The sequence below is a fragment of the Kribbella monticola genome, assembly GCF_003261635.1.
GTDB classification, from domain to species: Bacteria; Actinomycetota; Actinomycetes; order Propionibacteriales; family Kribbellaceae; genus Kribbella; species Kribbella monticola.
On record NZ_QFXK01000027.1, the window covers coordinates 452,124 to 475,210 of the forward strand.

Annotated in this window: 18 protein-coding genes and 1 tRNA gene; 16 read left to right on the forward strand and 3 right to left on the reverse strand. The window is 67.4% G+C overall.

Annotation, left to right across the window (positions count from 1 at the left end):
- Nucleotide 1 precedes the first annotated feature (1 nt).
- Nucleotides 2-931 carry an alpha/beta hydrolase gene (locus tag DIZ26_RS13115; RefSeq protein WP_112240837.1) on the reverse strand — a complete coding sequence of 310 codons (930 nt, stop codon included), beginning with the start codon at nt 929-931 and terminating at the stop codon, nt 2-4.
- Nucleotides 932-1,034: 103 nt separating this feature from the next.
- On the opposite strand from DIZ26_RS13115, the gene DIZ26_RS13120 reads away from it, so the two are divergent.
- The 15 genes from DIZ26_RS13120 to DIZ26_RS13195 all read left to right on the forward strand — a co-directional run bounded on the left by DIZ26_RS13120 (nt 1,035) and on the right by DIZ26_RS13195 (nt 21,004).
- On the forward strand, nt 1,035-1,493 hold the full coding sequence (locus tag DIZ26_RS13120; RefSeq protein ID WP_112240839.1) for a MarR family winged helix-turn-helix transcriptional regulator: 459 nt from the start codon (nt 1,035-1,037) through the stop codon (nt 1,491-1,493).
- Between the two features lie 311 nt (nt 1,494-1,804).
- The gene (gltB, locus tag DIZ26_RS13125; RefSeq protein WP_198676063.1) at nt 1,805-6,337 is read left to right on the forward strand and encodes a glutamate synthase large subunit; all 4,533 of its coding nucleotides are present in this window, start codon (nt 1,805-1,807) and stop codon (nt 6,335-6,337) included.
- Nucleotides 6,337-7,803 carry a glutamate synthase subunit beta gene (locus DIZ26_RS13130; RefSeq protein WP_112240841.1) on the forward strand — a complete coding sequence of 489 codons (1,467 nt, stop codon included), beginning with the start codon at nt 6,337-6,339 and terminating at the stop codon, nt 7,801-7,803. Before gltB ends, DIZ26_RS13130 begins: the two co-directional genes overlap by 1 nt.
- An 87-nt stretch (nt 7,804-7,890) precedes the next feature.
- Nucleotides 7,891-9,453: a metallophosphoesterase family protein gene (locus DIZ26_RS13135; protein WP_232828304.1), complete on the forward strand. Its 1,563-nt coding sequence runs from the start codon at nt 7,891-7,893 to the stop codon at nt 9,451-9,453.
- Between the two features lie 61 nt (nt 9,454-9,514).
- Entirely contained in the window at nt 9,515-10,957 is a 1,443-nt protein-coding gene (gene pyk, locus DIZ26_RS13140) for a pyruvate kinase (RefSeq protein ID WP_112240843.1), read from the forward strand.
- Between the two features lie 177 nt (nt 10,958-11,134).
- Entirely contained in the window at nt 11,135-12,610 is a 1,476-nt protein-coding gene (locus DIZ26_RS13145; protein ID WP_157979696.1) for a hypothetical protein, read from the forward strand.
- A gap of 9 nt (nt 12,611-12,619) precedes the next feature.
- A complete protein-coding gene (locus DIZ26_RS13150) occupies nt 12,620-13,270 on the forward strand; it encodes an NUDIX domain-containing protein (RefSeq protein ID WP_112240847.1) in 651 nt (216 codons plus the stop codon).
- A 33-nt stretch (nt 13,271-13,303) separates the two neighbouring features.
- Nucleotides 13,304-13,386 (forward strand) — tRNA-Leu (locus tag DIZ26_RS13155).
- 170 nt (nt 13,387-13,556) lie between these two features.
- Nucleotides 13,557-14,201: a transcriptional regulator gene (locus tag DIZ26_RS13160; protein WP_232828305.1), complete on the forward strand. Its 645-nt coding sequence runs from the start codon at nt 13,557-13,559 to the stop codon at nt 14,199-14,201.
- A 15-nt stretch (nt 14,202-14,216) separates the two neighbouring features.
- Nucleotides 14,217-14,804: an ANTAR domain-containing response regulator gene (locus DIZ26_RS13165; protein ID WP_112240851.1), complete on the forward strand. Its 588-nt coding sequence runs from the start codon at nt 14,217-14,219 to the stop codon at nt 14,802-14,804.
- A gap of 276 nt (nt 14,805-15,080) precedes the next feature.
- Entirely contained in the window at nt 15,081-16,319 is a 1,239-nt protein-coding gene (locus tag DIZ26_RS13170; RefSeq protein ID WP_232828306.1) for a branched-chain amino acid ABC transporter substrate-binding protein, read from the forward strand.
- A gap of 77 nt (nt 16,320-16,396) precedes the next feature.
- Nucleotides 16,397-17,713, forward strand: coding sequence for a branched-chain amino acid ABC transporter permease (locus DIZ26_RS13180; RefSeq protein ID WP_232828307.1), 1,317 nt, complete (start codon nt 16,397-16,399; stop codon nt 17,711-17,713).
- Entirely contained in the window at nt 17,710-19,416 is a 1,707-nt protein-coding gene (locus DIZ26_RS13185) for a branched-chain amino acid ABC transporter permease (protein WP_112240859.1), read from the forward strand. The genes DIZ26_RS13180 and DIZ26_RS13185 overlap by 4 nt, the downstream gene beginning before the upstream one ends.
- Complete coding sequence (locus DIZ26_RS13190; protein ID WP_112240861.1) at nt 19,413-20,291, forward strand: ABC transporter ATP-binding protein; 879 nt, start codon at nt 19,413-19,415, stop codon at nt 20,289-20,291. Before DIZ26_RS13185 ends, DIZ26_RS13190 begins: the two co-directional genes overlap by 4 nt.
- Nucleotides 20,288-21,004 carry an ABC transporter ATP-binding protein gene (locus DIZ26_RS13195; RefSeq protein WP_112240863.1) on the forward strand — a complete coding sequence of 239 codons (717 nt, stop codon included), beginning with the start codon at nt 20,288-20,290 and terminating at the stop codon, nt 21,002-21,004. The genes DIZ26_RS13190 and DIZ26_RS13195 overlap by 4 nt, the downstream gene beginning before the upstream one ends.
- 71 nt (nt 21,005-21,075) lie before the next feature.
- Here the strand turns inward: DIZ26_RS13195 and DIZ26_RS13200 are convergent, their stop codons facing one another.
- Complete coding sequence (locus DIZ26_RS13200; RefSeq protein WP_112240865.1) at nt 21,076-21,816, reverse strand: DUF554 domain-containing protein; 741 nt, start codon at nt 21,814-21,816, stop codon at nt 21,076-21,078.
- A 159-nt stretch (nt 21,817-21,975) separates the two neighbouring features.
- Here DIZ26_RS13200 and DIZ26_RS13205 point away from each other — a divergent pair, with 159 nt between their 5' ends.
- Nucleotides 21,976-22,620: a GNAT family N-acetyltransferase gene (locus DIZ26_RS13205; protein ID WP_112240867.1), complete on the forward strand. Its 645-nt coding sequence runs from the start codon at nt 21,976-21,978 to the stop codon at nt 22,618-22,620.
- Here the strand turns inward: DIZ26_RS13205 and DIZ26_RS13210 are convergent.
- Nucleotides 22,583-23,011 carry a hotdog fold thioesterase gene (locus DIZ26_RS13210; protein ID WP_232828308.1) on the reverse strand — a complete coding sequence of 143 codons (429 nt, stop codon included), beginning with the start codon at nt 23,009-23,011 and terminating at the stop codon, nt 22,583-22,585. The genes DIZ26_RS13205 and DIZ26_RS13210 overlap by 38 nt on opposite strands.
- Nucleotides 23,012-23,087: the final 76 nt, after the last annotated feature.

Below are 23,087 nucleotides of genomic sequence, written 5' to 3' on the forward strand. Positions count from 1 at the left end.
GCTACGAAGCCTGGCGTGAAGTCTCGTAGGCGGGGTGGTCGGCGGCGAGTTGCCTGGTCAGGAACTGGCCGGCGCGGTCGAGAGCCTCGTCCGCCTCGTCGAGTTGGCCGGCCAGGTACTGGAAGACGTGCTGCACGCCCGCGACGATCTCCAGGCTGACATCGACCTCGCTCTCCGCCGCCCGCGCTGCGAGCCGGACGGAATCGTCCAGCAGCACCTCGTACGACCCGACCTGGATCAGGAGCGGCGGCAGACCGGTCAGGTTCGCGAAGACCGGACTGACCAGTTCGTCGAGCGGGTTCTGGCCGGCCAGGTACTGATCGGCGTACCACTGCACCTGCTCACGGTCGAAGATCGGGTCGAGGTGGGCTCGGCTGTCCATGCTCGCGCCGGCCAGCGTCAGGTCGGCCCACGGCGAGAAAAGCACCGCGCCGGACGGAAGTGGCAGCCCATCACGGCGGGCCGAGAGCAGCACCGCAAGCACGAGTCCACCACCGGCCGAGTCGCCGGCGAGGACGATGTCGCTCGCGCGCTTGCCGCCGTCGAGCAGAGCCCGATAAGCGGCGTACGCGTCGTCGACGGCCGCTGGGAACGGGTTCTCGGGGGCCAGCCGGTAGTCGACCGATATCGCCGCGGTGCCGACGCGCCGCGCGAGCGCCGCCGCCAGCGAGGTGCCGGTCTCCGCCGAGCCCACCACATAGCCACCGCCGTGGATGTAGAGGATCACGCCGTCGCCCTCCGCACCGTCGACCCTGATGTCGATCGCGTTCACCCCGCCCAGCGTGGTGGGGCTCGATGTGACGCCGTCGCCGAGCGGGCGGCCTTTGAACAGCTGATCGAAAGACGCCCGCTGGCCGGCGACCGTACGGTCCTCTGCCGGGGGTGCGCCGTGCATCGCGGCCATGATCGCTTCGCGTTGTTCGTGACTCATACCAACCTCCAGGGGGAACTGTCTGCGAGAATGGATTCCGAGGAACCCACTTCCTCTCAACTACATTCATAGGAAGCTAATTCCCGGGAAGGTGGATTTTCTGGTGACGGATCTTGCGGCGCTGTTCACGGACCTGGTCCGGCTCGAGACGCGGGTGTACAACGCGATCGACACCCGGCTGCGCGCAGACCATGACCTGCCGCTCGGCCAGTTCGAGTTCCTCCGGTACATCGCCGCGCAGGGGAGCTGCCGGGTCTACGACCTCGCGCAGGAGATGGCCATCACCGTCGGGGCAACCAGCAAGGCGGTCGACCGGCTCGAGGCGGCCGACCGCGTACGCCGTACTGCGAACCCCGACGACCGCCGCTCGTCCCTCCTCACGCTGACCGACGGCGGCCGACGCGTACTCACCGAGGCCACTCCTACCTTCGAGTCCGAGCTCACCACCTGGATCGGCTCGGTCCTCCCAACCCGTTCCCTCGACCAACTCGCCACCACCCTCGCCACGCTCCGCCAACGCGCCGAACTCGACACCCGAACAGACCGCCCCGAATACCGCTGACCTTGCGGAGCGCAGTGGCATCAGTCGGCCCGAGCGAAGCGTCGTAGGGCGGTTGCCAGGCCGAGGGGATCAGCTGAGAAGCTGGTGAATTTCCGGGGCGGTGCCTGGTGCGGGGGAAGCGGTTGCTGTCACCATGGATGCACGGCCGAGTGAGCGCTTGCTTACGTGGCGTGACTGTGAAAGCTGAAGGCGTCGTGGCGGTGGAATGTCTGTCCACCTGTCGGTCGTCATGAGGTAGTCTCGGGACTCCCGGCTTGGGCCAATGTTGTCCCGCGGCCAGTTGTTGACCGTAGGACGACGGGAGCCCCTGAATGTATGGTCGCGCCCCCTTTTCGAATCGCCCGAGCGAGGGTCTGTACGACGGACGCCACGAGCACGACGCGTGTGGTGTCGCCTTCGTCGCGACCCTGACCGGTGAACCGAGCCACGACATCGTGGCGAAGGCCCTGACCGCCCTGCGCAACCTGGAACATCGCGGTGCCTCCGGCGCCGAACCCGATTCCGGCGACGGCGCCGGAATCCTGCTGCAGGTGCCGGACGCGTACTACCGCAAGGTGTGCGACTTCGAGCTGCCGGTTCCGCACAGCTACGCGACCGGTATCGCCTTCCTCCCGCAGGAGGCCGACGACGCCGCCAAGGCGATCGCGCGGATCGAGGAGCTCGCCGCCGAGGAGAACCTGACCGTTCTCGGCTGGCGCGACGTCCCGACGAGCCCGGACCTGCTCGGCGCCACCGCCCGTTCGGTGATGCCGGTCTTCCGTCAGCTGTTCGTCACCGCGACGGCCGGCCGGGTGCTCGGTCTGGCGCTGGAGCGGATGGCGTTCCGGCTCCGCAAGCGCGCCGAGCGCGAGACGGCGACGTACTTCCCGAGCCTGTCGAGCCGCACCATCACCTACAAGGGGATGCTGACGACCGATCAGCTGGACAAGTTCTTCCCCGAGCTGACCGACCCAGACCTCGCCTCGGCGATCGGTGTCGTGCACAGCCGGTTCTCCACCAACACGTTCCCGTCCTGGCCGCTGGCCCACCCGTACCGGTACATCGCCCACAACGGCGAGATCAACACCGTGCAGGGCAACCGGAACTGGATGCGGGCCCGCGAGGCGCTGCTGTCCAGCGACCTGATCCCCGGCGATCTCGAGCAGGTCTTCCCGATCTGTACGCCGGACGCCTCGGACTCCGCGTCGTTCGACGAGGTGCTGGAGCTGCTGCATCTCGGCGGCCGTTCGCTGCCGCACGCGATGCTGATGATGATCCCGGAGGCGTGGGAGAACGCCACCACGATGGATCCGAAGCGGCGCGCGTTCTACGAGTTCCACTCCACGTTGATGGAGCCCTGGGACGGTCCGGCCTCGGTGGTGTTCTCCGACGGCACCAAGGTCGGCGCGGTCCTCGACCGCAACGGCCTGCGCCCCTCGCGGTACTGGGTGACCGACGACGGCCTCGTCGTACTCGCCTCCGAGGCCGGTGTGCTCGACATCGACCCGGCGACCGTGGTCCAGAAGGGCCGGCTCGAGCCGGGCAAGATCTTCCTGGTCGACGTGGACGCGCACCGGATCATCACCGACAACGAGGTGAAGTCCGCGCTCGCCGACGAACACCCGTACGACGAATGGCTGCACGCCGGCCTGATCCGGTTCGAGGACCTGCACGAGCGCGAGCACGTCGTCCACAGCCACGCTTCGGTCACCCGGCGCCAGCAGGTGTTCGGGTACACCGAGGAAGAGCTGCGCGTCCTGCTCACCCCGATGGCCAAGACCGGCGCGGAGCCGATCGGCTCGATGGGGACGGACACGCCGATCGCCGTACTGAGTGACCGGCCGCGACTGCTGTTCGACTACTTCGCACAGCTTTTCGCTCAGGTCACCAACCCGCCGCTGGACGCGATCCGCGAGGAGCTCGTCACCTCGCTGTCCTCGTCGCTCGGGCCGGAAGCGAACCTGCTCGACCCGACCCCGGCGTCCTGCCGTCAGGTGGTGCTGCCGTTCCCGGTGATCACCAACGACGAGCTGGCCAAGCTGCGGCACATCAACCTGGACGGCGACCTGCCCGGCCTCGCGACCACCGTGCTGCGCGGGGTCTACGAGGTCGAGGGTGGCGGCGCGGCCCTGAAGACCCGGCTGGACGAGATCTGCGCCGAGGCGGACGCCGCGATCGAGGGCGGCGCTCGGATCCTGGTGCTGTCCGACCGGCACTCGAACGCCGAGCACGCGCCGATTCCGTCGCTGCTGCTGACCTCCGCGGTTCATCACCACCTGGTGAGGGAGAAGACCCGCACCCAGGTCGGCCTGGTCGTCGAGGCCGGTGACGTCCGCGAGGTACACCACGTGGCGCTGCTGATGGGCTACGGCGCCGCTGCCATCAACCCGTACCTCGCGCTGGAGTCGGTCGAGGACCTGTGCCGGCGCGGCACCTACCTGCCGGGCATCGAGCCCGAGCAGGCGGTCCGCAACCTGGTGAAGTCGCTCGGCAAGGGCGTCCTCAAGGTGATGTCGAAGATGGGCGTCTCCACCGTCGCGTCGTACACGGGCGCGCAGATCTTCGAGGCGAACGGGCTGGCCCCGGACCTCGTCGACGCCTACTTCACCGGTACGGCGTCCAAGCTCGGCGGCATCGGGCTGGACGTCATCGCCCGCGAGGTGCACGAGCGGCACCTGCGCGCGTACCCGGCGGACGGGATCGTCACCGCGCACCGCAACCTGGAGATCGGCGGCGAGTACCAGTGGCGGCGTGAGGGCGAGCCGCACCTGTTCGACCCCGAGACCGTGTTCCGGTTGCAGCACTCGACCCGCAGCGGGCGCTACGACATCTTCAAGCAGTACACGGCGCGGGTGGACGAGCAGTCCGAGCGGCTGATGACGTTGCGCGGACTCTTCGGCTTCAGGTCGGACCGGCAGCCGATCCCGATCGACGAGGTCGAGCCGGTGTCGGCGATCGTCAAGCGGTTCAGCACCGGTGCGATGAGCTACGGCTCGATCAGCGCCGAGGCGCACACCACGCTGGCGATCGCGATGAACCAGCTCGGCGGCAAGTCGAACACCGGTGAGGGCGGCGAGGACTCCGACCGGCTGCACGACCCGGCGCGGCGGAGCTCGATCAAGCAGGTCGCGTCCGGCCGCTTCGGCGTCACCGCGGAGTACCTGACGAACTCCGACGACATCCAGATCAAGATGGCGCAGGGCGCGAAGCCGGGCGAGGGTGGGCAGCTGCCCGGTCACAAGGTGTACCCGTGGGTCGCCAGCACGCGGCACTCCACGCCCGGTGTCGGGCTGATCTCGCCGCCGCCGCACCACGACATCTACTCGATCGAGGATCTCGCCCAGCTGATCCACGACCTGAAGAACGCGAACCCGTCGGCGCGGATCCACGTGAAGCTGGTCTCCGAGGTCGGGGTCGGCACGATCGCGGCCGGCGTGAGCAAGGCGCACGCGGACGTCGTACTGATCTCGGGGCACGACGGTGGTACCGGTGCTGCTCCGCTGACTTCGCTGAAGCACGCGGGTGGTCCATGGGAGCTCGGACTCGCCGAGACGCAGCAGACCCTGCTGCTCAACGGGTTGCGCGACCGCATCGTCGTACAGACCGACGGACAGCTCAAGACAGGTCGCGACGTCGTCATCGCGGCACTGCTCGGTGCCGAGGAGTACGGCTTCGCCACGGCTCCGCTGGTCGTCTCGGGCTGCATCATGATGCGCGTGTGCCACCTGGACACCTGCCCGGTCGGCGTCGCGACGCAGAACCCGGTACTGCGTGAGCGGTTCGCGGGCAAGCCCGAGTTCGTCGTGAACTTCTTCGAGTTCATCGCCGAGGAGGTCCGGGAATACCTTGCGTCGCTGGGGTTCCGATCCCTGGACGAGGCGATCGGGCAGGCCGACGTACTGGACATCCAGCGCGCGGTCGACCACTGGAAGGCCGATGGGCTCGACCTGTCGCCGATCCTGCACATGCCCTCGCTGCCGGACGGTGCCTCGCGGCACCAGACCGTGCTGCAGGACCACGGGCTCGACAAGGCCCTCGACAACGAGCTGATCCGGATCTGCGCGCCGGCGATCGACAACGGCGAGCCGGTGCGGGCGCAGCTGCCGATCCGGAACGTGAACCGGACCGTCGGCACGATGCTCGGCCACGAGATCACCAAGAAGTACCGGGCCGCCGGGCTGCCGGACGGCACGATCGACCTCACCTTCACCGGCTCGGCGGGCAACTCGTTCGCCGCCTTCGTACCGCGCGGTGTCACGCTGCGCCTCGAGGGCGACGCCAACGACTACGTCGGCAAGGGTCTGTCGGGCGGCCGGGTGGTGATCCGGCCGGACCGGAACGCGCGGTTCGACGCGGCCGACCAGATCATCGCCGGCAACGTGATCGCGTACGGCGCGACGTCCGGCGAGCTGTTCATCAATGGTGGCGCAGGGCAACGGTTCTGTGTCCGGAACTCCGGTGCCACCGCGGTCGTCGAATCGGTCGGCGACCACGCCTGCGAGTACATGACGGGTGGTCGCGTCGTGGTGATCGGCGCGGTCGGCCGGAACTTCGCAGCGGGCATGTCGGGCGGCGTTGCCCACGTGCTCGACCTGGACCCCGCGCTGGTGAACCCGGAGCTGGTCGACCTGCTCCCGGTCACCGCTGAGGAGTCCGCCCTGTTGCAGGACCTGGTACGGCGTCATCACGAGGAGACCGGTTCGGAACGGGCGGCCAAGCTGCTCGGCGACTGGACCGCCGCCGCTGCCAGATTCACCACGGTGATGCCCCGCGACTACGCCCGGGTGCTCGCAGCCAAGGCGGCTGCCGAGCGGGACGGGCTGGACGAGGACGCCACCACGCGAGCGATGATGGAGGCCATCTGATGGCTGACCCGAAGGGATTTCTGACCACCCCGCGCGAGGTCGCGGAACGCCGGCCGGTCGCCGAGCGCGTCCAGGACTGGAAAGAGGTCTACCCCGGTGGCGCCGGCAAGGCGCTGCTGCCGATCATCACCAAGCAGGCCGGCCGCTGCATGGACTGCGGTATCCCGTTCTGCCACTCCGGCTGCCCGTTGGGCAACCTGATCCCGGAGTGGAACGACCTGGTCTGGCGCGACGACTGGACCGGCGCGATCGAGCGGCTGCACGCGACGAACAACTTCCCAGAGTTCACCGGGCGGTTGTGCCCGGCGCCTTGTGAGCCGGCTTGTGTGCTGGGGATCAACCAGGAGCCGGTGACGATCAAGAACGTCGAGGTCGCCATCATCGACAAGGCCTGGGAGTCCGGCGACGTCAAGCCACAGCCGCCCGAGTGGCTGACCGGCAAGACGATCGCGGTCGTCGGGTCCGGCCCGGCCGGCCTCGCGGTTGCGCAGCAGCTGACCCGCGCCGGGCACACCGTGGCCGTGTACGAGCGCGCCTCGGCGCCGGGTGGCCTGCTGCGGTTCGGCATTCCCGAGTTCAAGATGGAGAAGGTGCAGGTCGAGCGCCGGATCCAGCAGATGAAGGAAGAGGGCACTGTCTTCCGGGCCGGCGTCAACGTCGGCGTGGACGTCACCGGCACCCAGCTGAAGCAGCGGTACGACGCGGTCGTGATCGCCACCGGTGCGACCGCGGCCCGCGACCTGCCGGTGCCGGGCCGCGAGTTCGGCGGCATCCATCAGGCGATGGAGTACCTGCCGCAGGCGAACAAGGTCGCGCTGGGGGAGACCGTCGAGAACCAGATCGTTGCCGCTGGCAAGGACGTGGTGATCATCGGCGGCGGCGACACCGGCGCGGACTGCCTCGGTACGGCGCATCGCCAAGGCGCGCGGTCGGTCACCCAGCTGGAGATCATGCCTCGCCCCTCGGACGAGCGGCCGGCCGGGCAGCCCTGGCCGACATACCCGATGATCTACCGGGTCGCCTCGGCGCACGAAGAAGGCGGCGAGCGCGTCTACGCGGTCTCCACGAACAACTTCGTGGCCGATGCCGACGGCAACGTTTCTGGTCTGGACCTGGTCGAGGTCGAGCTGGTCGACGGCAGGTTCACGCCGGTGCCCGGTTCGGAGAAGACGATCCCGGCGCAGCTCGTACTGCTGGCGATGGGCTTCCTCGGCCCGGAGCGCGAGGGCTTCCTCGACCAGCTCGGCGTCGAGCTGGACGAACGCGGCAACGTCAAGCGGGACAAGGACTACCAGACCTCGGTCGAGGGCGTCTTCGCCTGCGGCGACGCGGGTCGCGGCCAGTCCCTGATCGTCTGGGCCATCGCCGAAGGCCGTTCGTGTGCCAACGGCGTGGACAAGCACCTCACCGGTTCGTCCACGCTTCCGACGCCCATCCCACCGACCGCCCGGCCGTTGGTGGTCTGAGTCGGCGGCGCGCGGTGCATCCCGTAGTACGAGATGCACCGCGCGCCAAGCTGCATCGACTTGATCCGTCGCAATAGGTTGTAGACCGTGTCCGGACCCCTGCTGACGAGGTCCCGGCTCCGCAGAGCGGCGCCGTGGGCGGGGCTGGTCGTGCTCTGGGCCGTCGTTTCCGTGGCTGTCGGCCTGCTGGCGTTCGTCAACGACTCCGAGCGCGTCACCATCGGTGCGCACGCTGCCGAGGTCTCACCGACGTTCGACGGCCATGCCACGCTCGACCTGGGCGCGGTGCTGCCGCGGCTCAGGTTGAAGACCGACCTGCCCGGCAAGCTCGGGATCAACCTGGACGTCCAGGAGACCGACGCCGACAACCTCACCGACCTGCTCAACCGCGACGCCCTGATCGCCAGCCAGCCGGACGGTGAGATCGCGAGGATCCGGCGGGTCGTCTACGACATGGCCGTCGACGATGCCGTCGCAGGCGCGGGCTCGGGGCTGCTCGTCGCGGTTGTCGTCGCCACCGCGTGGGCCATGATCGGCCCTCGCCGTCGCCGCGAACTGTTCGTCGCTCTGCACAGCTCTGAACGCCGCGTACGGCACCGCGCGGTCGTCGTACTGGTCGCGATGCTCGTCACCATCGCGTCGATCTTCGGCCCGGGCCGGATGCGGGCCCCCGAGATCGAGCCGACCAGCTGGAAACCCCTCGCCTCATTGCTGCCGGAGGTGTCCTTCGACGAACGGCTCAAGGACGTCGAGGTCGCGGCCGGGTTCTCCACCACAGGCGGCGTCGGGGTGATCCGGACGGCGGTCCAGACGTACGAGCGTTCCACCCAGTTCTACGGCCAGGTGCTCGACCGGGTGGCCAGGGTCGGCGGCCGGATCCACCAGGCCGCCGAGGGCGAGACGATCGCGCTGCTCGTGTCGGACCGGCACGACAACATCGGGATGGATCCGATCGCGGCGGAAATCGGCAAGGTCGCCGGCGCCAAGGTGCTGATCGACGCGGGGGACGACTCGTCTTCGGGCCAGACCTGGGAGGGGTTCTCGATCAACTCGCTGGCCCAGCACTTCAAGGACTACAAGGTGGTCGCGGTCGCCGGCAACCACGATGCGGGCGGCTACATCGAGTCGGAGATGCGCAAGCACAAGTTCACTGTGCTGGACAGCAAGCCGGAGGAGGTCGAAGGGATCCGCTTCCTCGGCGACAGCGACCCGACCAGGACCGGCCTCGGCAGTGCGGACACCCCGGGCGACGAGACGACCGCCGAGCAGTCGGTCAGGCTCGCCGACGTGGCCTGCGGCCAGCCCGAGGACAAGCCGATCTCGACGATGGTGGTGCACGACCCCGCGTCGTACCAGGACACAGCGACGCGCGGCTGCGCCAGCCTGCTGCTGTCGGGGCACCTGCATCGCCAGGTCGGCCCGGACACCAAGGTGCTCGAGGGGCGGGCGGTCACGACGTACACGAATGGGACCACGGGCGGGGCGGCGTACGCGTTCGCGCTGGGGTACACGCTGAGGCGGCCGGGGGAGGTCACGCTGATCACCTACGTCAAGGGCCAGCCGACCGGCCTGCAGACCGTCACGGTCGAGCTGACCGGCGAGATCACGGTCGGGACCTATCGCCCGTTGCCGCCTGACACGGCACGTTGACCGTCCAGTAACGGGGGTGGACCAGCGGGCCAGTGGTCTTGTAGGAGTAGGGTTTTGTGACGTGCGTCGCGCAAAGATCGTTTGTACGCTTGGCCCGGCTACTGCCGCCCCCGAGCGTGTCCTTGAACTCGTCCAAGCAGGTATGGACGTCGCCCGGCTGAACCTGAGCCACGGCGCCCATGCCGAGCATGAGCGCATCTACCAACGGATCCGCACCGCAGCGGCCGAGACCGGCCAGAACGTCGGCATCCTGGTCGACCTGCAGGGACCGAAGATCCGGCTGGCCGAGTTCGCCGAAGGGAAGGTCACCCTGACCTACGGCGAGCGCTTCACCATCACCACCCGGGAAGTCCCCGGCGACGTGACCATCTGCGGTACGACGTACGACGGGCTGCCCGGCGACGTGCACCCCGGCGACCAGCTGCTGATCGACGACGGCCGGATCGCCCTGGTCGCCGAGGAGGTGACCGCGACCGACGTGGTCTGCCGGGTCACCGTCGGCGGGCCGGTGTCGAACCACAAGGGCATCAACCTGCCCGGCGTCGCGGTCAGTGTCCCGGCCCTGTCGGAGAAGGACATCGAGGACCTGCGCTGGGCCCTCCACCTGCCGGCCGACATGATCGCGCTGTCCTTCGTCCGCGACGCGGCCGACATCCAGCTGGTGCACAAGATCATGGACGAGGAAGGTCACCGGGTCCCGGTGATCGCCAAGATCGAGAAGCCGCAGGCCGTCGCCAACCTGGACGAGATCATCGACGCCTTCGACGGCTTCATGGTCGCCCGCGGTGACCTCGGCGTGGAACTCCCGCTGGAAGAGGTGCCGCTGGTCCAGAAGCTGATCATCGACCAGGCCCGGATCAACGCCAAGCCGGTGATCGTCGCCACCCAGATGCTGGAGTCGATGATCTCCGCGCCGCGGCCGACCCGCGCCGAGGCCTCCGACGTCGCGAACGCCGTACTGGACGGCGCGGACGCGGTGATGCTGTCCGGCGAGACCAGCGTCGGCCGGTTCCCGATCGAGACCGTCAAGACGATGGCCCGGATCGTGGAGTCCACCGAGGACCACGGCCTCAGCCGGGTCAAGGAGATCGAGTGGGAGCCCAAGACCAAGGGCGGCGTGATCGCCAAGGCGGCCGCTGACGTCGCCGAGGCGCTGGAGGCGAAGTTCCTGGTCGCCTTCACCCAAAGCGGCGACACCGCACTCCGGCTGGCCCGCTACCGCACCGAGATCCCCGTCCTGGCCTTCACCCCGGTCCCGTCGGTCAGCTCCTGGCTGTCGGTCGTGTGGGGCATCGAGACCCACATCGTCCCGACCGTCCAGCACACCGACGACATGGTCCGCCAGGTCGACCAGCGCCTCCTCGAACTCGGCAAACTCCAAAAGGGCGACCTGGTCGTCATCGTCGCCGGCTCCCCGCCCAGCATCCCCGGCTCCACCAACGCCCTCCGAGTCCACCGCATGGGCGACGCCATCTCCGGCGCAGCCCCCGCCTACCGCGACTGACCAACAAGGCAGAGGCAGGCGCAAAACAAAACAGAACAAACTAGAAGAAAAGCAAGAAATAGATAGCTGTGGTAGAGGCGGCCGGTCATCTGACCGGTCGCCTCTTCCCTTCGACGGCCTACGCCTCCTACGACGTATTGACCACGCCAAGATGCCAGGTGACGATAGCGGCCGGGGGTGGGTATGCCATTGGCTCGACTGCAATACCTGGAAAGCCTGGACTCGGTTCGTTCGCCGTGGCGAAGCCATGAACGACGCGAGACTCAAGATCTGCAGATTCTTATGGAAGTCGTCCTTGCGCTTGCACTCGGCCGTACCGTGGTCGTCCCGCAGGCGTATGCATTCGACTCCTATGGATTCCTTCGCGCTGCAGGCGACGTACTGCGTGCTCGTGAATCGGCAGGGGTCAAAGACAAACCATTTCGTGTGCACTTGTACAAGGCCGACACCTTCGATGCGGCGATCGATCAGATGCTCGGTCGCATCGGTGCCGAGGAGCGGCCATTCGTGAGTTCCCTGTTCCCGGAGTTCGAACAGCCACATCGGTACGGTGTCGACAGCTCGATCTCTGGAGGCAGACCACTCACCGTCGAGACCTTGCTGTCGAGTGACTGGATGGACGACGAGCGAGCCGATCTCCTGACGGTGGTTCGCCGTGAGTTGTCTGGCACACCTCGAGCCAGTGGAAACTCATCTACCGTCGGCAAACCGTTGGACGTCGTCCTCGCAGAACTGATCGACGAGGCGTCGCCGATGACTCACTTCGTATCGGGCTGTCCAGACCCCGTGCAGAGCATCTGGACAGAGCTTCTGGACGGCTTCACTGCTCTCGGCCCCAGCCGCGTAGGCGCCTTCGATCAACGCAGCAGGATCCACCGAGACACAGCATGGCCCGGCGACACAGAGCAGAGGTCTGCAGAGCAGATCCTGGGCAGTCGAGAGCACCTTGAGTTACTCCGTGAGTTCTTGGACACGCTCTATAACAAGGTCGTTGCAAGATCGATCGGCGGGACGATGCGCGCGCAGTTCACGACGGGCATGGTCCACGGCGATCGGCCACTGGCCGGACGGGCAATCGCTCAGGAGTTGGCGATTGCAGGCTTCGGTCTTGCTCATGGTGAGCAGGTGCGGCCGATCGCCTGGCGGAACGAGACTCAGGCAGGGTTTGAGCTACTGACGAGTGCCGAGGTTGACAATTCCTTGAACCAAGCCGAGCTGAGCGGCGTACGGCAATTACGCCATGACCTCTCGGCCGGTCTGCCTGAGTTGTTCGTCCTTCGGGCCGCGCAATCACCGAGTGGCCTCACTTCGTCGTTTTGGCAGCGGATCGAGCGGATCGAGCGTGCCTCTGGAGCAGATACCGCCAACGAGATGCTGAATGAGCACCTCGCCGAAGTCTGGAGAGCTCTTGGGCGTGGCGGCGGCACCGGCAATCTCAGCGAATTCCGGCAGATGGCAATCGAGGCTACTGTCGGACTGCCTCTCTGGGGTGCGACCGTTCGCTGGGAGTCCTCAGCCTCCTGGCTGGGGGGACTCGGAGCAGTTCTGAGCATTGCTACTCCGACTGCTGTTCGACATGCCAAGAGCGGTTTGGATCAGCGGCGAAGGGTTCGCCGGATCTCTCACGCATTCGGTAGCGCCACCGGCGTCTAGGATTCCCGGATGAATCAGATTCCGGCAGGCGAACTGCATCCTCCGATCGAGCGGCGTGCGGCGATCGTTGCCTATCGGAACACTTTCGTGACTGTTTTCGACGACGAGGTCACCTTCGCCGATGGATCGGACGGCCGTCATCTTCGGATCGCAAGCCCCGCGGCCGGCCCCGGGGTGGTGCTTCTGCCGCTTCATGAAGGGTCGATCGGTCTGGTTCGAACGTATCGATATCCGTTGGGTGCCTGGCAATGGGGTCTACCGCGTGGCTTCCCTCACGACATAGATCCACTCGAGACGGCCCGAGCCGAACTGCGCGAGGAACTCGGGCTCACGGCCTCGGCTCTCCGGGTTCTTGGCGACTTCTCGCCTGACTCCGGACTCCTGGCCGAGAAGGTCGTTGTCGTCTTCGCTGAAATCGAGGACATCGACGGGCTGCCCGCAGATGTGCTCGAGGTGGGTGACTCGCGCTGGCTGGCGGCTGGAGCGCTTTGGGCGGAGATCGCCACCGGCGGTATCGACGATGGCATGACGTTGGCCGCCCTGGCTATCGCGCAGGCATCCGGCGTACTCCCAATGTCTCCGAAGTCTGATTCGTCGGCCACTCCGAGGGTTGAGGGTGGTGCGACACGCTCCGACAAGGGGGGAGATGAGGGAACTTGACCACGGAGACGTTAGAGTTCTCTCTGCAACCTCGCCGGGTTGGTGGAATGGCAGACACGATGGACTCAAAATCCATTGCTCGCAAGGGCGTGTGGGTTCGAATCCCACACCCGGCACAAACTGTCCGTGCTCTCGTGGAGCATGAGACATGCCTCACTTCAGATCGCAGGACACGGTTGACTCCGCGTTGCGGATGTCTGATAACGGGGTCAGTGATCGGGTCAACGCCGAGATCCACGGTGTGGCGATCAAGACGATCAGACGGTGGCGTCGGCAGTATCAGAGGTTGGGGCAGCCTCGGGGGCAGGGGTTTCAGCCGACGCCTTGTCCGCGGTGCGATGGCGCTGAGCTCGACGAGGCGGCGTACGCGTTGTTGCTGGGGTGGTATCTCGGGGACGGGCACATCGTTGCGGCCAAGCGTGGGGTGTACACGTTGCAGATCGCGAACGACGAGAAGTACCCGGAGCTGAGCCAGGAAGTTGCCGCGACGATGCGGCTGGTGAAGCCAACAGCCAGTCCGTGCCTGCGAGGCGGGTCGACAGCGACCCGCATCGAGGTGCGCTGGAAGCATTGGCCGTGTCTGTTCCCGCAGCACGGACCGGGACGCAAGCATCTGCGGAAGATCGAGTTGGTGGGCTGGCAGCGGGACATCGTTGCCAGGTACCCCGAACAGCTGGTGCGCGGACTGTTCCACTCCGACGGATGCCGGTTCGTCAACTGGGCGACCCGCCCGATCGTCGGTGGCGAGATCCGGCGGTACGACTACGTCCGGTACATGTTCTCCAACGAGTCCGAAGACATCCTCGGCATCCTCACGGACGCGCTCGACCTGCTCGGGATCTGCTGGCGGCGGCCGCGGCGGAATGCGATTGCTGTCAGCCGGAAGGAAGGGGTCGAGATGCTGGATCGGTTCGTCGGTCCGAAGAAGTGAGAGGGGATCGCTAGGGTGGGGGGTGTGACTGCTAAGCGTGTGGTGATCGCTGAGGATGAGGCGTTGATCCGGATGGATCTGGCCGAGATGCTGGCCGAGGAGGGGTACGACGTCGTCGGGCAGGCGGGCGACGGCGAGGAGGCCATCCGGCTGGCGATCGAGCATCGGCCCGATCTGGTGATTCTGGACGTGAAGATGCCCAAGCTGGACGGGTTGAGCGCGGCCGAGAAGATCGCGGGGGAGCGGATCGCCCCGGTGCTGATGCTGACCGCGTTCTCGCAGCGTGAGCTGGTCGAGCGGGCCCGCGACGCCGGCGCGATGGCGTACCTGGTGAAGCCGTTCTCCAAGGCGGACCTGCTGCCCGCGATCGAGATCGCCGCCTCCCGGTACGTCGAACTCGCGGAACTCGAGCGCGAGGTGGCCGACCTGGCCGAGCGGCTGGAGACGCGCAAGCTGGTGGACCGGGCGAAGTCGATCCTGCAGACCAAGTTCGGCCTGTCCGAGCCGGACTCGTTCCGCTGGATCCAGAAGACCGCGATGGACAAGCGCGTCTCGATGCGTCAGGTCGCCGAACTGGTCGTCGACGAAGCCGGTACGGCGTAGGTCCGGCACGCTGGGAAAGGTTTGCCGACGGAGGGTGACAGCACCGCGGCCGGGTCCCGCAACGGGAGGCGGCTTCGGTGGCGCACAGTGGCGCCTGGGTCGCGCCCGATCACCGTCAGCACCGTACACAGCCGCAACCTGGCAAGACGATGCTTACCAGGGTAACGACCTCACAACACACGCTCCGTGACGTTCGCTTGAACAGCCACCGGAGGTCTAGCCTGCGGGTGCTCGCGGCAAACGCGGGGGTTCGGACATCCACCGGACCATCCAGACATGGGAGGAACAGTGCAGCAGCGTTCCGTAGTACGGGTCGGCGCGTCGCTGATCGTTGCGTCGTTGGCTCTGACTGCTTGCGGTTCACGCAGCAACAACGACAACGGCGGAGGCTCGGATTCGACCAAGACCGCCAAGATCGGTGTGATCGCACCTTTGTCGGGTGACCTGTCCGCGCTGGGTCTGGGCATCCAGCACTCGGTGGAGCTGGCCGTCAAGCAGGCCAACGACTCCAACGCGGTACCGGGCTGGAAGTTCGAGGTCGCCGCCAAGGACGACGAGGCCAAGCCCGAGCCGGGCAAGAACGCCGCCACGTCGCTGGCCTCCGACCCCGACGTGATCGGCGTCGTCGGCACCCTGAACACCAGCGTCAGCCAGCAGGTCCAGCCGGTGCTCGCGCCGAAGAACATCGTCCAGGTCTCGCCGGCCAACACCGGCCCCGGCCTGACCCAGGGCGCCAACTGGCAGACGGCCCCCAAGCGGCCGTACCCGACCTACTTCCGTACCTGCACCACGGACGCGGTCCAGGGCCCGTTCGCGGCCCGGTACCTGTACGAGACGGCCAAGATCACCAAGGTCGCCACGATCCACGACAAGAAGGCGTACGGCCAGGGTCTGGTCGGCACCTTCACCGACGAGTTCAAGAAGCTGGGCGGTCAGGTCGTCGCGGCCGAGACCATCAACCCGGACGACTCGAACTTCCAGGCCGTCATCTCGGCGGTCAAGCCGAACGCGCCGCAGGCGCTGTACTACGGTGGTGAGTTCCCGCAGGCGGGTCCGCTCTCGCAGCAGATGAAGGCCGCCGGCCTGAACATCCCGCTGATGGGTGGCGACGGCATCTTCGACCCCAAGTTCATCCAGCTGGGCGGCAAGACCAGCGAGGGTGACCTGGCGACCTCGGTCGGTGCGCCGACCGACAAGCTCCCCTCGGCGGCGAAGTTCGTTGCCGACTACAACGCGGCCGGCTTCAAGGACGCGTACGGCGCGTACGGCGGCTACTCCTACGACGCGGCCAACGCGATCATCAACGCGCTGAAGGTCTCGCTGAAGGACGCCAAGGACGTCGAGTCCGCGCGGCAGGCGACGGTCGATGCCATGAGCAAGGTCTCGTTCGACGGCGTCACCGGCAAGGTCGCGTTCGACCAGTACGGCGACACCACCTCCAAGGTCCTGACCGTTTACAAGGTGGCCAGCGGTAAGTGGGCCACGGTCGAGACCAAGGAATTCGAGTCCAAGTAGTCGACCTCATGACCTGGGGGGTGGGACCACGTCCCACCCCCCAGCCATGTCAGAACTGAGGCAGTTGGGAGGTCGACGTGGACCAGTTCTTCCAGCAGCTCGTGAACGGGCTGACGTTGGGATCGCTGTACGCCCTGATCGCGGTCGGTTACACCGTCGTCTACGGCATCGTGCAGCTCATCAACTTCGCCCACGGCGAGGTGTTCATGATCGGTGCGTTCGGCGCACTGACCACTTATCTTCTGTTCTTCAACGGCCACACCGGCGTGTGGATCCTGCCGTTCATGATCGTCGGCGCCATGTGCGCGTCGGTCGGGACGGCGGTGCTGATGGAACGTGTCGCGTACCGTCCCCTGCGGAACGCGCCGCGACTGGCACCACTGATCACCGCGATCGGTATCTCGGTGTTCCTGCAGGAGTTCATCCGGCTGTTCTACGAACGCCCGGGCTGGACGGTCGCAGCGATGGCCGGGATCGTGCTGCTGGTGGCGTACCTGATCGGCGCGCGGATCACCAAGGTCCCGCTCGATCACCCGATCACCAAGTGGCGCGACCGCGCTCCGTTGCTGGCGGCAACTGTCTTCGCGCTCGCGGTCTGGGCCGTACTGCGGCTGCTCGAGCGTGACCTGTCGATCGTGATCACGCTGGCGGCGATCGTCGGCGGACTGGTCGTCGGTACTGCGGCCGGCTGGTTGTTCGCGGTCGGGATCACCGGCAGGGAGCGGGCCCAGGCCCAGCTCCAGCCGGTTGCCGTGGTGGCCGCGGCCACCGGCGTACTGCTGGAGATCGCCTGGCTGATCTTCAAGGAGATCATCGGCAAGGTCGAGTGGCCGACCGCCAAGCAGCGGATCCCGTTCCCGCAGATCGACGTGGTGACCGGCAGCGCGCTGCAGGTCGGCGGCGTGACGATCCAGCGGTCGGCGATCTTCACGCTCGTCGCCCTGGCCATCTGCACCATGGTGCTCTGGTACTTCATCAACCGGACCCGGCTCGGCCGCGGCATGCTCGCGGTCTCGCAGGACCCGGACACCGCCCGGCTGATGGGGATCAACGTCGACCGCATCATCGTGGTCGCGTTCGCGCTCGGCGCGGTACTGGCCGCGGTGGCCGGGATCTCGCAGGGCTTCCAGAACAACAACATCGAGTTCCGGATGGGCTTCCTGGCCGGTCTGAAGGCGTTCACCGCCGCGGTTCTCGGTGGTATCGGCAACATCCAGGGTGCGGTCGTCGGCGGCCTGGTGCTCGGGGTCGTCGAGTCGATGGCCACGCAGTACATTCCGGGACAGTTCGGCGGTGGCTCCTGGAAGGACGTCTGGGCCTTCGTCATCCTGATCCTGGTGCTGGTCTTCAGGCCGCAGGGTCTGCTCGGAGCAAGGGTGGTGGACCGCGCATGAGTGAGGTAAAGACCCAGCCGGCCGACAGCGTCGTGGCGCAGCCGGCGGAGAACCGGGTGGCCTGGCCGCTCGGGATCGCCGGCGTCGTCCTGCTGATCGCCGGCTCGTTCCTGTCCTGGAGCTACGACCGGAAGATCCTCGGGGACCTGTCGATCATCGGCAACCCCGGCGGCCTGCAGCGGCTGACGATCATCGGGGCCGTGCTCTCGCTGGTCCTGCTGCTCGCGGTCAAGGGCCCGCTGACTTCCAAGATCGGCCCGTGGCTCGACGCGGCGCTCGGGCTGCGGGCGTTCGGGGCCGGGCTGACGCTCTACATGGTGCTGATCCTGGTGGCGATCGGTACCGAGTCCGACGGCCTGATCAACGTCGACCCGGGTGCCTACATCAGCCTGGCCGGCGCGATCCTGCTGCTGGTCAGCTCGCGGCTGCTGCCGCTGCGCCAGCTGAACGACCTGAGCAAGGCCAGGGTGGCCGGCTGGGCCGAGATCCTGGCGATCGCGGTGACGATGGCGGCGATCCTGTTCGGCGCGGCGTACGCGCTCGGTCTGACCGACGCCTGGTCGTTCATCGTCTGCCTGGTCTTCTTCGCGACGGTGGTCACGGTGATGTTCCGGACCGGGACGCTGAGCTGGTTCGGTCACGTCGCGCAGCGGCACAAGAAGGTGCTCACGCTGGCCGCGTTCGTGGTCGCGTTCTTCTTCCCGTTCACCCAGAACGGGTCGGACGCGAACATGTCGATCGCGACCCAGGTGCTGATCTTCGCGGCCACCGCGATGGGCCTGAACATCGTGGTCGGCCTGGCCGGTCTGCTCGACCTCGGGTACATCGCCTTCCTCGGCTCCGGCGCGTACGTCGCCGCGATGCTGTCGGAGTCGGCGTTCGCTACGATCAACTGGCACCCGCCGTTCCCGATCGTCGTCCTGCTCGGTGCCTGTACGGCGGCCACCCTCGGCCTCATCATCGGTTCGCCGACGCTGCGGGTCTCCGGTGACTACCTGGCGATCGTGACGCTCGGCTTCGGTGAGATCTTCCGGCTGACGATGTTCAACCTGGACGGCACCAACGGCCCGCTGCTGACCAACGGCCCGAACGGCATCCCCGGCATCCCGGAGCTGCAGATCGGCGGCTTCAACTTCGGCGACCCGCACACGATCGCCGGGATCGAGCTGGGCCGCTTCTCGAACTACTACTTCCTGCTGCTGCTCCTGATCGGCTTCGTCATCCTGGTCTTCTCCCGGCTGAACGACAGCCGGATCGGCCGCGGCTGGGTGGCGATCCGCGAGGACGAGAAGGCCGCCGAGGCGATGGGGGTCAACGTCTTCGGGCTGAAGATCCTCGCCTTCGCGATCGGCGCCTTCCTGGCCGGTCTGGCCGGCACCATCAAGGCCCACCAGGATGTTGCCGTCAGCCCTGATCAGTACATCTTCCTGGAGTCGGCGTTCCTGCTCGCCGCGATCGTGCTCGGCGGTATGGGCACCATCGCCGGTGTGTTGCTCGGAGCAACGATCCTGAAGCTGCTGCCGGAGAAGCTGCGGTTCTTCTCGGAGTACCGGCTGTTGATGTTCGGTCTGCTGCTGGTGCTGATGATGCGGTTCCGTCCCGAGGGACTGGTCGCGAGTAGACGCAGGCAGCTGGAGTTCCACGAAGAGGACGAGGAGCTCGCGGTGGCCATCGAGAGCGAACTGGTCGAGGAGGCGAGATGACGATCACGGAAGCGGCGGCGAACCCGGCGCGCGCGATCGGGCAGCCGGTGCTGGAGGCCTCCGGGGTGACCATGCGGTTCGGTGGTCTGCTGGCGGTCAGCGACGTGAACCTGACCGTCCGCGAGGGCGAGATCGTCGGTCTGATCGGCCCGAACGGGGCCGGTAAGACCACGTTCTTCAACTGCCTGACCGGTCTGTACAAGCCGACCAGCGGCCAGGTCCGGTTCGCCGGTGCGCCGCTGGCGCCCAAGCCGCGGGCGGTCGTCCGGGCCGGGATGGCGCGGACCTTCCAGAACATCCGGTTGTTCGCGAACATGACCGCGCTGGAGAACGTGATGGTCGGGCGTTACTGCCGGACCAGCTCGGGCGCGATCACCTCGATCCTGCGCGGGCCGAAGTTCCGTCGCGAGGAGGCGGCCACCCGGGCCCGCGCCCAGGAGCTGCTCGAATTCGTCGGGCTCGGCCGGTCGGCCGAGCACCTGGCCCGCAACATGCCGTACGGCGACCAGCGCCGGCTCGAGATCGCCCGGGCGCTGGCCACCGATCCCAAGCTCATCCTGCTGGACGAGCCGACGGCCGGGATGAACCCGCAGGAGACCAAGCAGGCCAGCGACCTGATCTTCAAGATCCGCGACTCGGGCCTGTCGGTGGTCGTGATCGAGCACGACATGCGGTTCATCTTCAACCTCTGCGACCGGGTGCTCTGCCTGGTCCGCGGCGAGGCGCTGATCGAGGGCACGCCGGGTGAGGTGCAGTCGGATCCGCGGGTGATCGAGGCCTACATCGGTACCGGTGAGGACGACGACGAGGACGTGGACGTGACCGAGGCGCGCGTCCAGGACACCACCGTCGCCGACGAGGAGGGCAAGGCATGACCGCGCTGCTCGAGATCAGGGACCTGGAAGTTGCCTACGGCAAGATCGTCGCGGTCAAGCGGATCAGCTTCTCCGTCGAACAGGGTCAGGTCGTCTCGCTGATCGGTACCAACGGTGCCGGCAAGACGACGACGCTCCGGACGATCTCGGGGCTGCTGCGACCGACGTACGGCGAGATCCTCTTCCAGGGTCAGCGGATCGACCAGGTGCCGGCCCACGACATCGTCACGATGGGGCTGGCGCACTCACCGGAGGGCCGGCGGATCTTCCCCCGGCTGTCCGTCGAGGAGAACCTGCGGCTCGGTGCGTTCACCCGCAACGACCACGCGGCGGTGCGGGCCGATCTGGACGCGGCGTACGACCTCTTCCCGATCCTGGGGGAGCGGCGCAAGCAGCCGGCCGGGACGTTCTCCGGTGGTGAGCAGCAGATGCTCGCGATGGGCCGCGCGATGATGAGCAAGCCCAAGCTGCTGATGCTGGACGAGCCGTCGATGGGTCTGTCGCCGATCATGATGAAGCGCATCATGTCGACCGTCACCGAACTGCAGAAGCAGGGTACGACGATCCTGCTGGTCGAGCAGAACGCCCAGGCGGCGCTCAAGCGGGCCGACTACGGCTACGTCCTCGAGGTCGGCAAGATCGTTCTGTCCGGCACCGGCCGCGAACTCCTCAGCAACGACGAGGTCCGCAAGGCCTACCTCGGCGAAGACTGACCCGTTGGTTGCCAAGAGCCCCGATCCGCCGAGCTTGCGGACCGGGGCTCTTGGCATTGCGTGGCGGCGCTTCAGCGGCGGATGATCACGAGGAGTTGGACGAGCAGCGGTGCGACGCTGAGGGCCGGTAGGAGGTCGGCGACTGCGATTTGCTTCAGCTTCAGCAGGCGGAGGGCTACGCCGATCAGGAGTACGCCGCCGGTGGCGCCTAGGGCGGTTACGTGGGCGTCTGGGAGTACGTCGCCCAGGACGGCACCGACCGCCGTCATCGAGCCCTGGACGATCAGGACGACGATGGCGGAAGCTGCCACGCCCCAGCCGAGGGAGGCGGCGAAGGCGATGGAGGCGAAGCCGTCCAGGACGGACTTGAGGAAGAGTTGGTCGGCGCCGCGGCCGAGGCCGTCGGAGAGGGCGCCGAGGAAGGTCAGCGGACCGACGCAGAAGACCATCGAGGCGGTGACGAAGCCTTCGACGAAGGTGCTCTCGCCGTCGCCGCGGCTGAAGCGGTTTTGCATCCAGGCGCCGACGCCTTCCAGTCGCTGCTCGATCCGGAGCAGCGAACCGGTGATCCCGCCGATCAGCATGGCGCCGAGGACGATCAGCACGGGCGCGCTGTCGCCGACCGCGTCGCTCAGCGCTTTGTCGCCGACCGTGAGTGCGGACGTGATCGCGATCAGCAAGGTGACCAGGCCGAGCGCGTCGGTGACCAGATCCCTGGTGCGCTGACTGAGCCGATGCCCGATGAGTACCCCGAGCACGGAGCCGGTGAGGACCGTCGCGACGTTCACGACTGTCCCGATTCCGATGAACAAACCTGGTCTCCGATCGCCGGCTGTGACTGCCGGTGTGGGGGCGGTAAGGTGCGCGAGTCACAGCTTTGCAAGTGACCCCGGAAGCCCTACTGTTGCGCGGGGATGAGCGTATCTGCCCGTCCTGTTCACCTCGGGGGTGGACCAGACCAGGAGGCCGACGTGGCACCACTCATCGAGGTGCGCGACGCTCGCCCGGACGACGCGGACGCCTTGGTGACGCTGTGGCGGGAGATGGCCGCCGGGACCGGACATCAGTCCCGGTTGCTGGCAGCGCCGACCGCCGAGTCGGCCCGGGCTTCGATCGCCCGGCAGCAGGGTGACGCGTTCGGACGGCTCGTCGTGGGGGAGATCGACGGTCAACTGGGCGGGATGGCGTACTTGCGGCAGACGCCGATCAGCCCGCTGCACGAAGAAGTCACGGTGACCGTCGAGTACTTGCACGTCAGCGACCACGCCCGCCGGCACGGCCTGGGCAAGGCGCTGATCGCCGAGGCGGCTGGCTGGGCCGAGCACGAGAACTGCCCGCACCTGGCCGTCGTCGCCCCCGCCGTCGCCCGCGAGGCGAACAGGTTCCTCGCCCGGCTCGGGCTGGGCCAGGCGGGCGTACTGCGGTTCGCCAGCACCCACACCGTACGGCGGCGGCTCGCTGCCGAGCACGCCCCGAATCTGCTGGCCCTGCTGTCGTCGCGCCGCTCGGTGATCGCCCGGCGCGCCCAGGCCACCAGGTCGCCGCTGACCGACGACCCGGCGTACGCGGCGACTGAGCTCAGGATGCCGGCGGAGCCTGAATCAGCTGGCACGTGATCCGGGCGGTGCAGACCCGCTTGTCCCGCTCGTCGGTGATGACGATCTCGTACGTCGTGGTCGTGCGGCCGAGGTAGATCGGCGTGGCCACCCCGGTGACGACGCCGTCGCGGACGGCCCGGTGATGGGTGGCGTTGATGTCGACCCCGACGGCGACCTTGTCGAAAGCGGCCGCGTGCAGTGCCGAGCCGATCGACCCGAGGCTCTCGGCCAGCACGCAGGAGGCGCCGCCGTGCAGCAGGCCGTACGGCTGGACGTTGCCCTTGACCGGCATCGTCGCGACGATCCGTTCCGGACTCGCCTCGGTGATCACGATGCCCATCAGGTCGAGCAGTGTGCCCTCGGTCAGCATCCCCGCGGGTAGCTCGGCGGCAGCGTTCTCGTCGGTCACGGCGGGTCTCCTCAGGCTCTCGCGATGTGTCGATTCGAAGACTACGTGAGCCCTGGCGAGCGAGTGCGGGAACTGT

What these genes read in the sequence shown, in the direction of transcription:
- DIZ26_RS13170 (WP_232828306.1), top strand. Translation starts at nt 15,081, where the DNA reads ATGGGAGGAACAGTGCAGCAGCGTTCCGTAGTACGGGTCGGCGCGTCG.
- DIZ26_RS13195 (WP_112240863.1), top strand. Translation starts at nt 20,288, where the DNA reads ATGACCGCGCTGCTCGAGATCAGGGACCTGGAAGTTGCCTACGGCAAG.
- DIZ26_RS13130 (WP_112240841.1), top strand. Translation starts at nt 6,337, where the DNA reads ATGGCTGACCCGAAGGGATTTCTGACCACCCCGCGCGAGGTCGCGGAA.
- gltB (WP_198676063.1), top strand. Translation starts at nt 1,805, where the DNA reads ATGTATGGTCGCGCCCCCTTTTCGAATCGCCCGAGCGAGGGTCTGTAC.
- DIZ26_RS13150 (WP_112240847.1), top strand. Translation starts at nt 12,620, where the DNA reads ATGAATCAGATTCCGGCAGGCGAACTGCATCCTCCGATCGAGCGGCGT.
- DIZ26_RS13190 (WP_112240861.1), top strand. Translation starts at nt 19,413, where the DNA reads ATGACGATCACGGAAGCGGCGGCGAACCCGGCGCGCGCGATCGGGCAG.
- DIZ26_RS13185 (WP_112240859.1), top strand. Translation starts at nt 17,710, where the DNA reads ATGAGTGAGGTAAAGACCCAGCCGGCCGACAGCGTCGTGGCGCAGCCG.
- DIZ26_RS13115 (WP_112240837.1), bottom strand. Translation starts at nt 931, where the DNA reads ATGAGTCACGAACAACGCGAAGCGATCATGGCCGCGATGCACGGCGCA.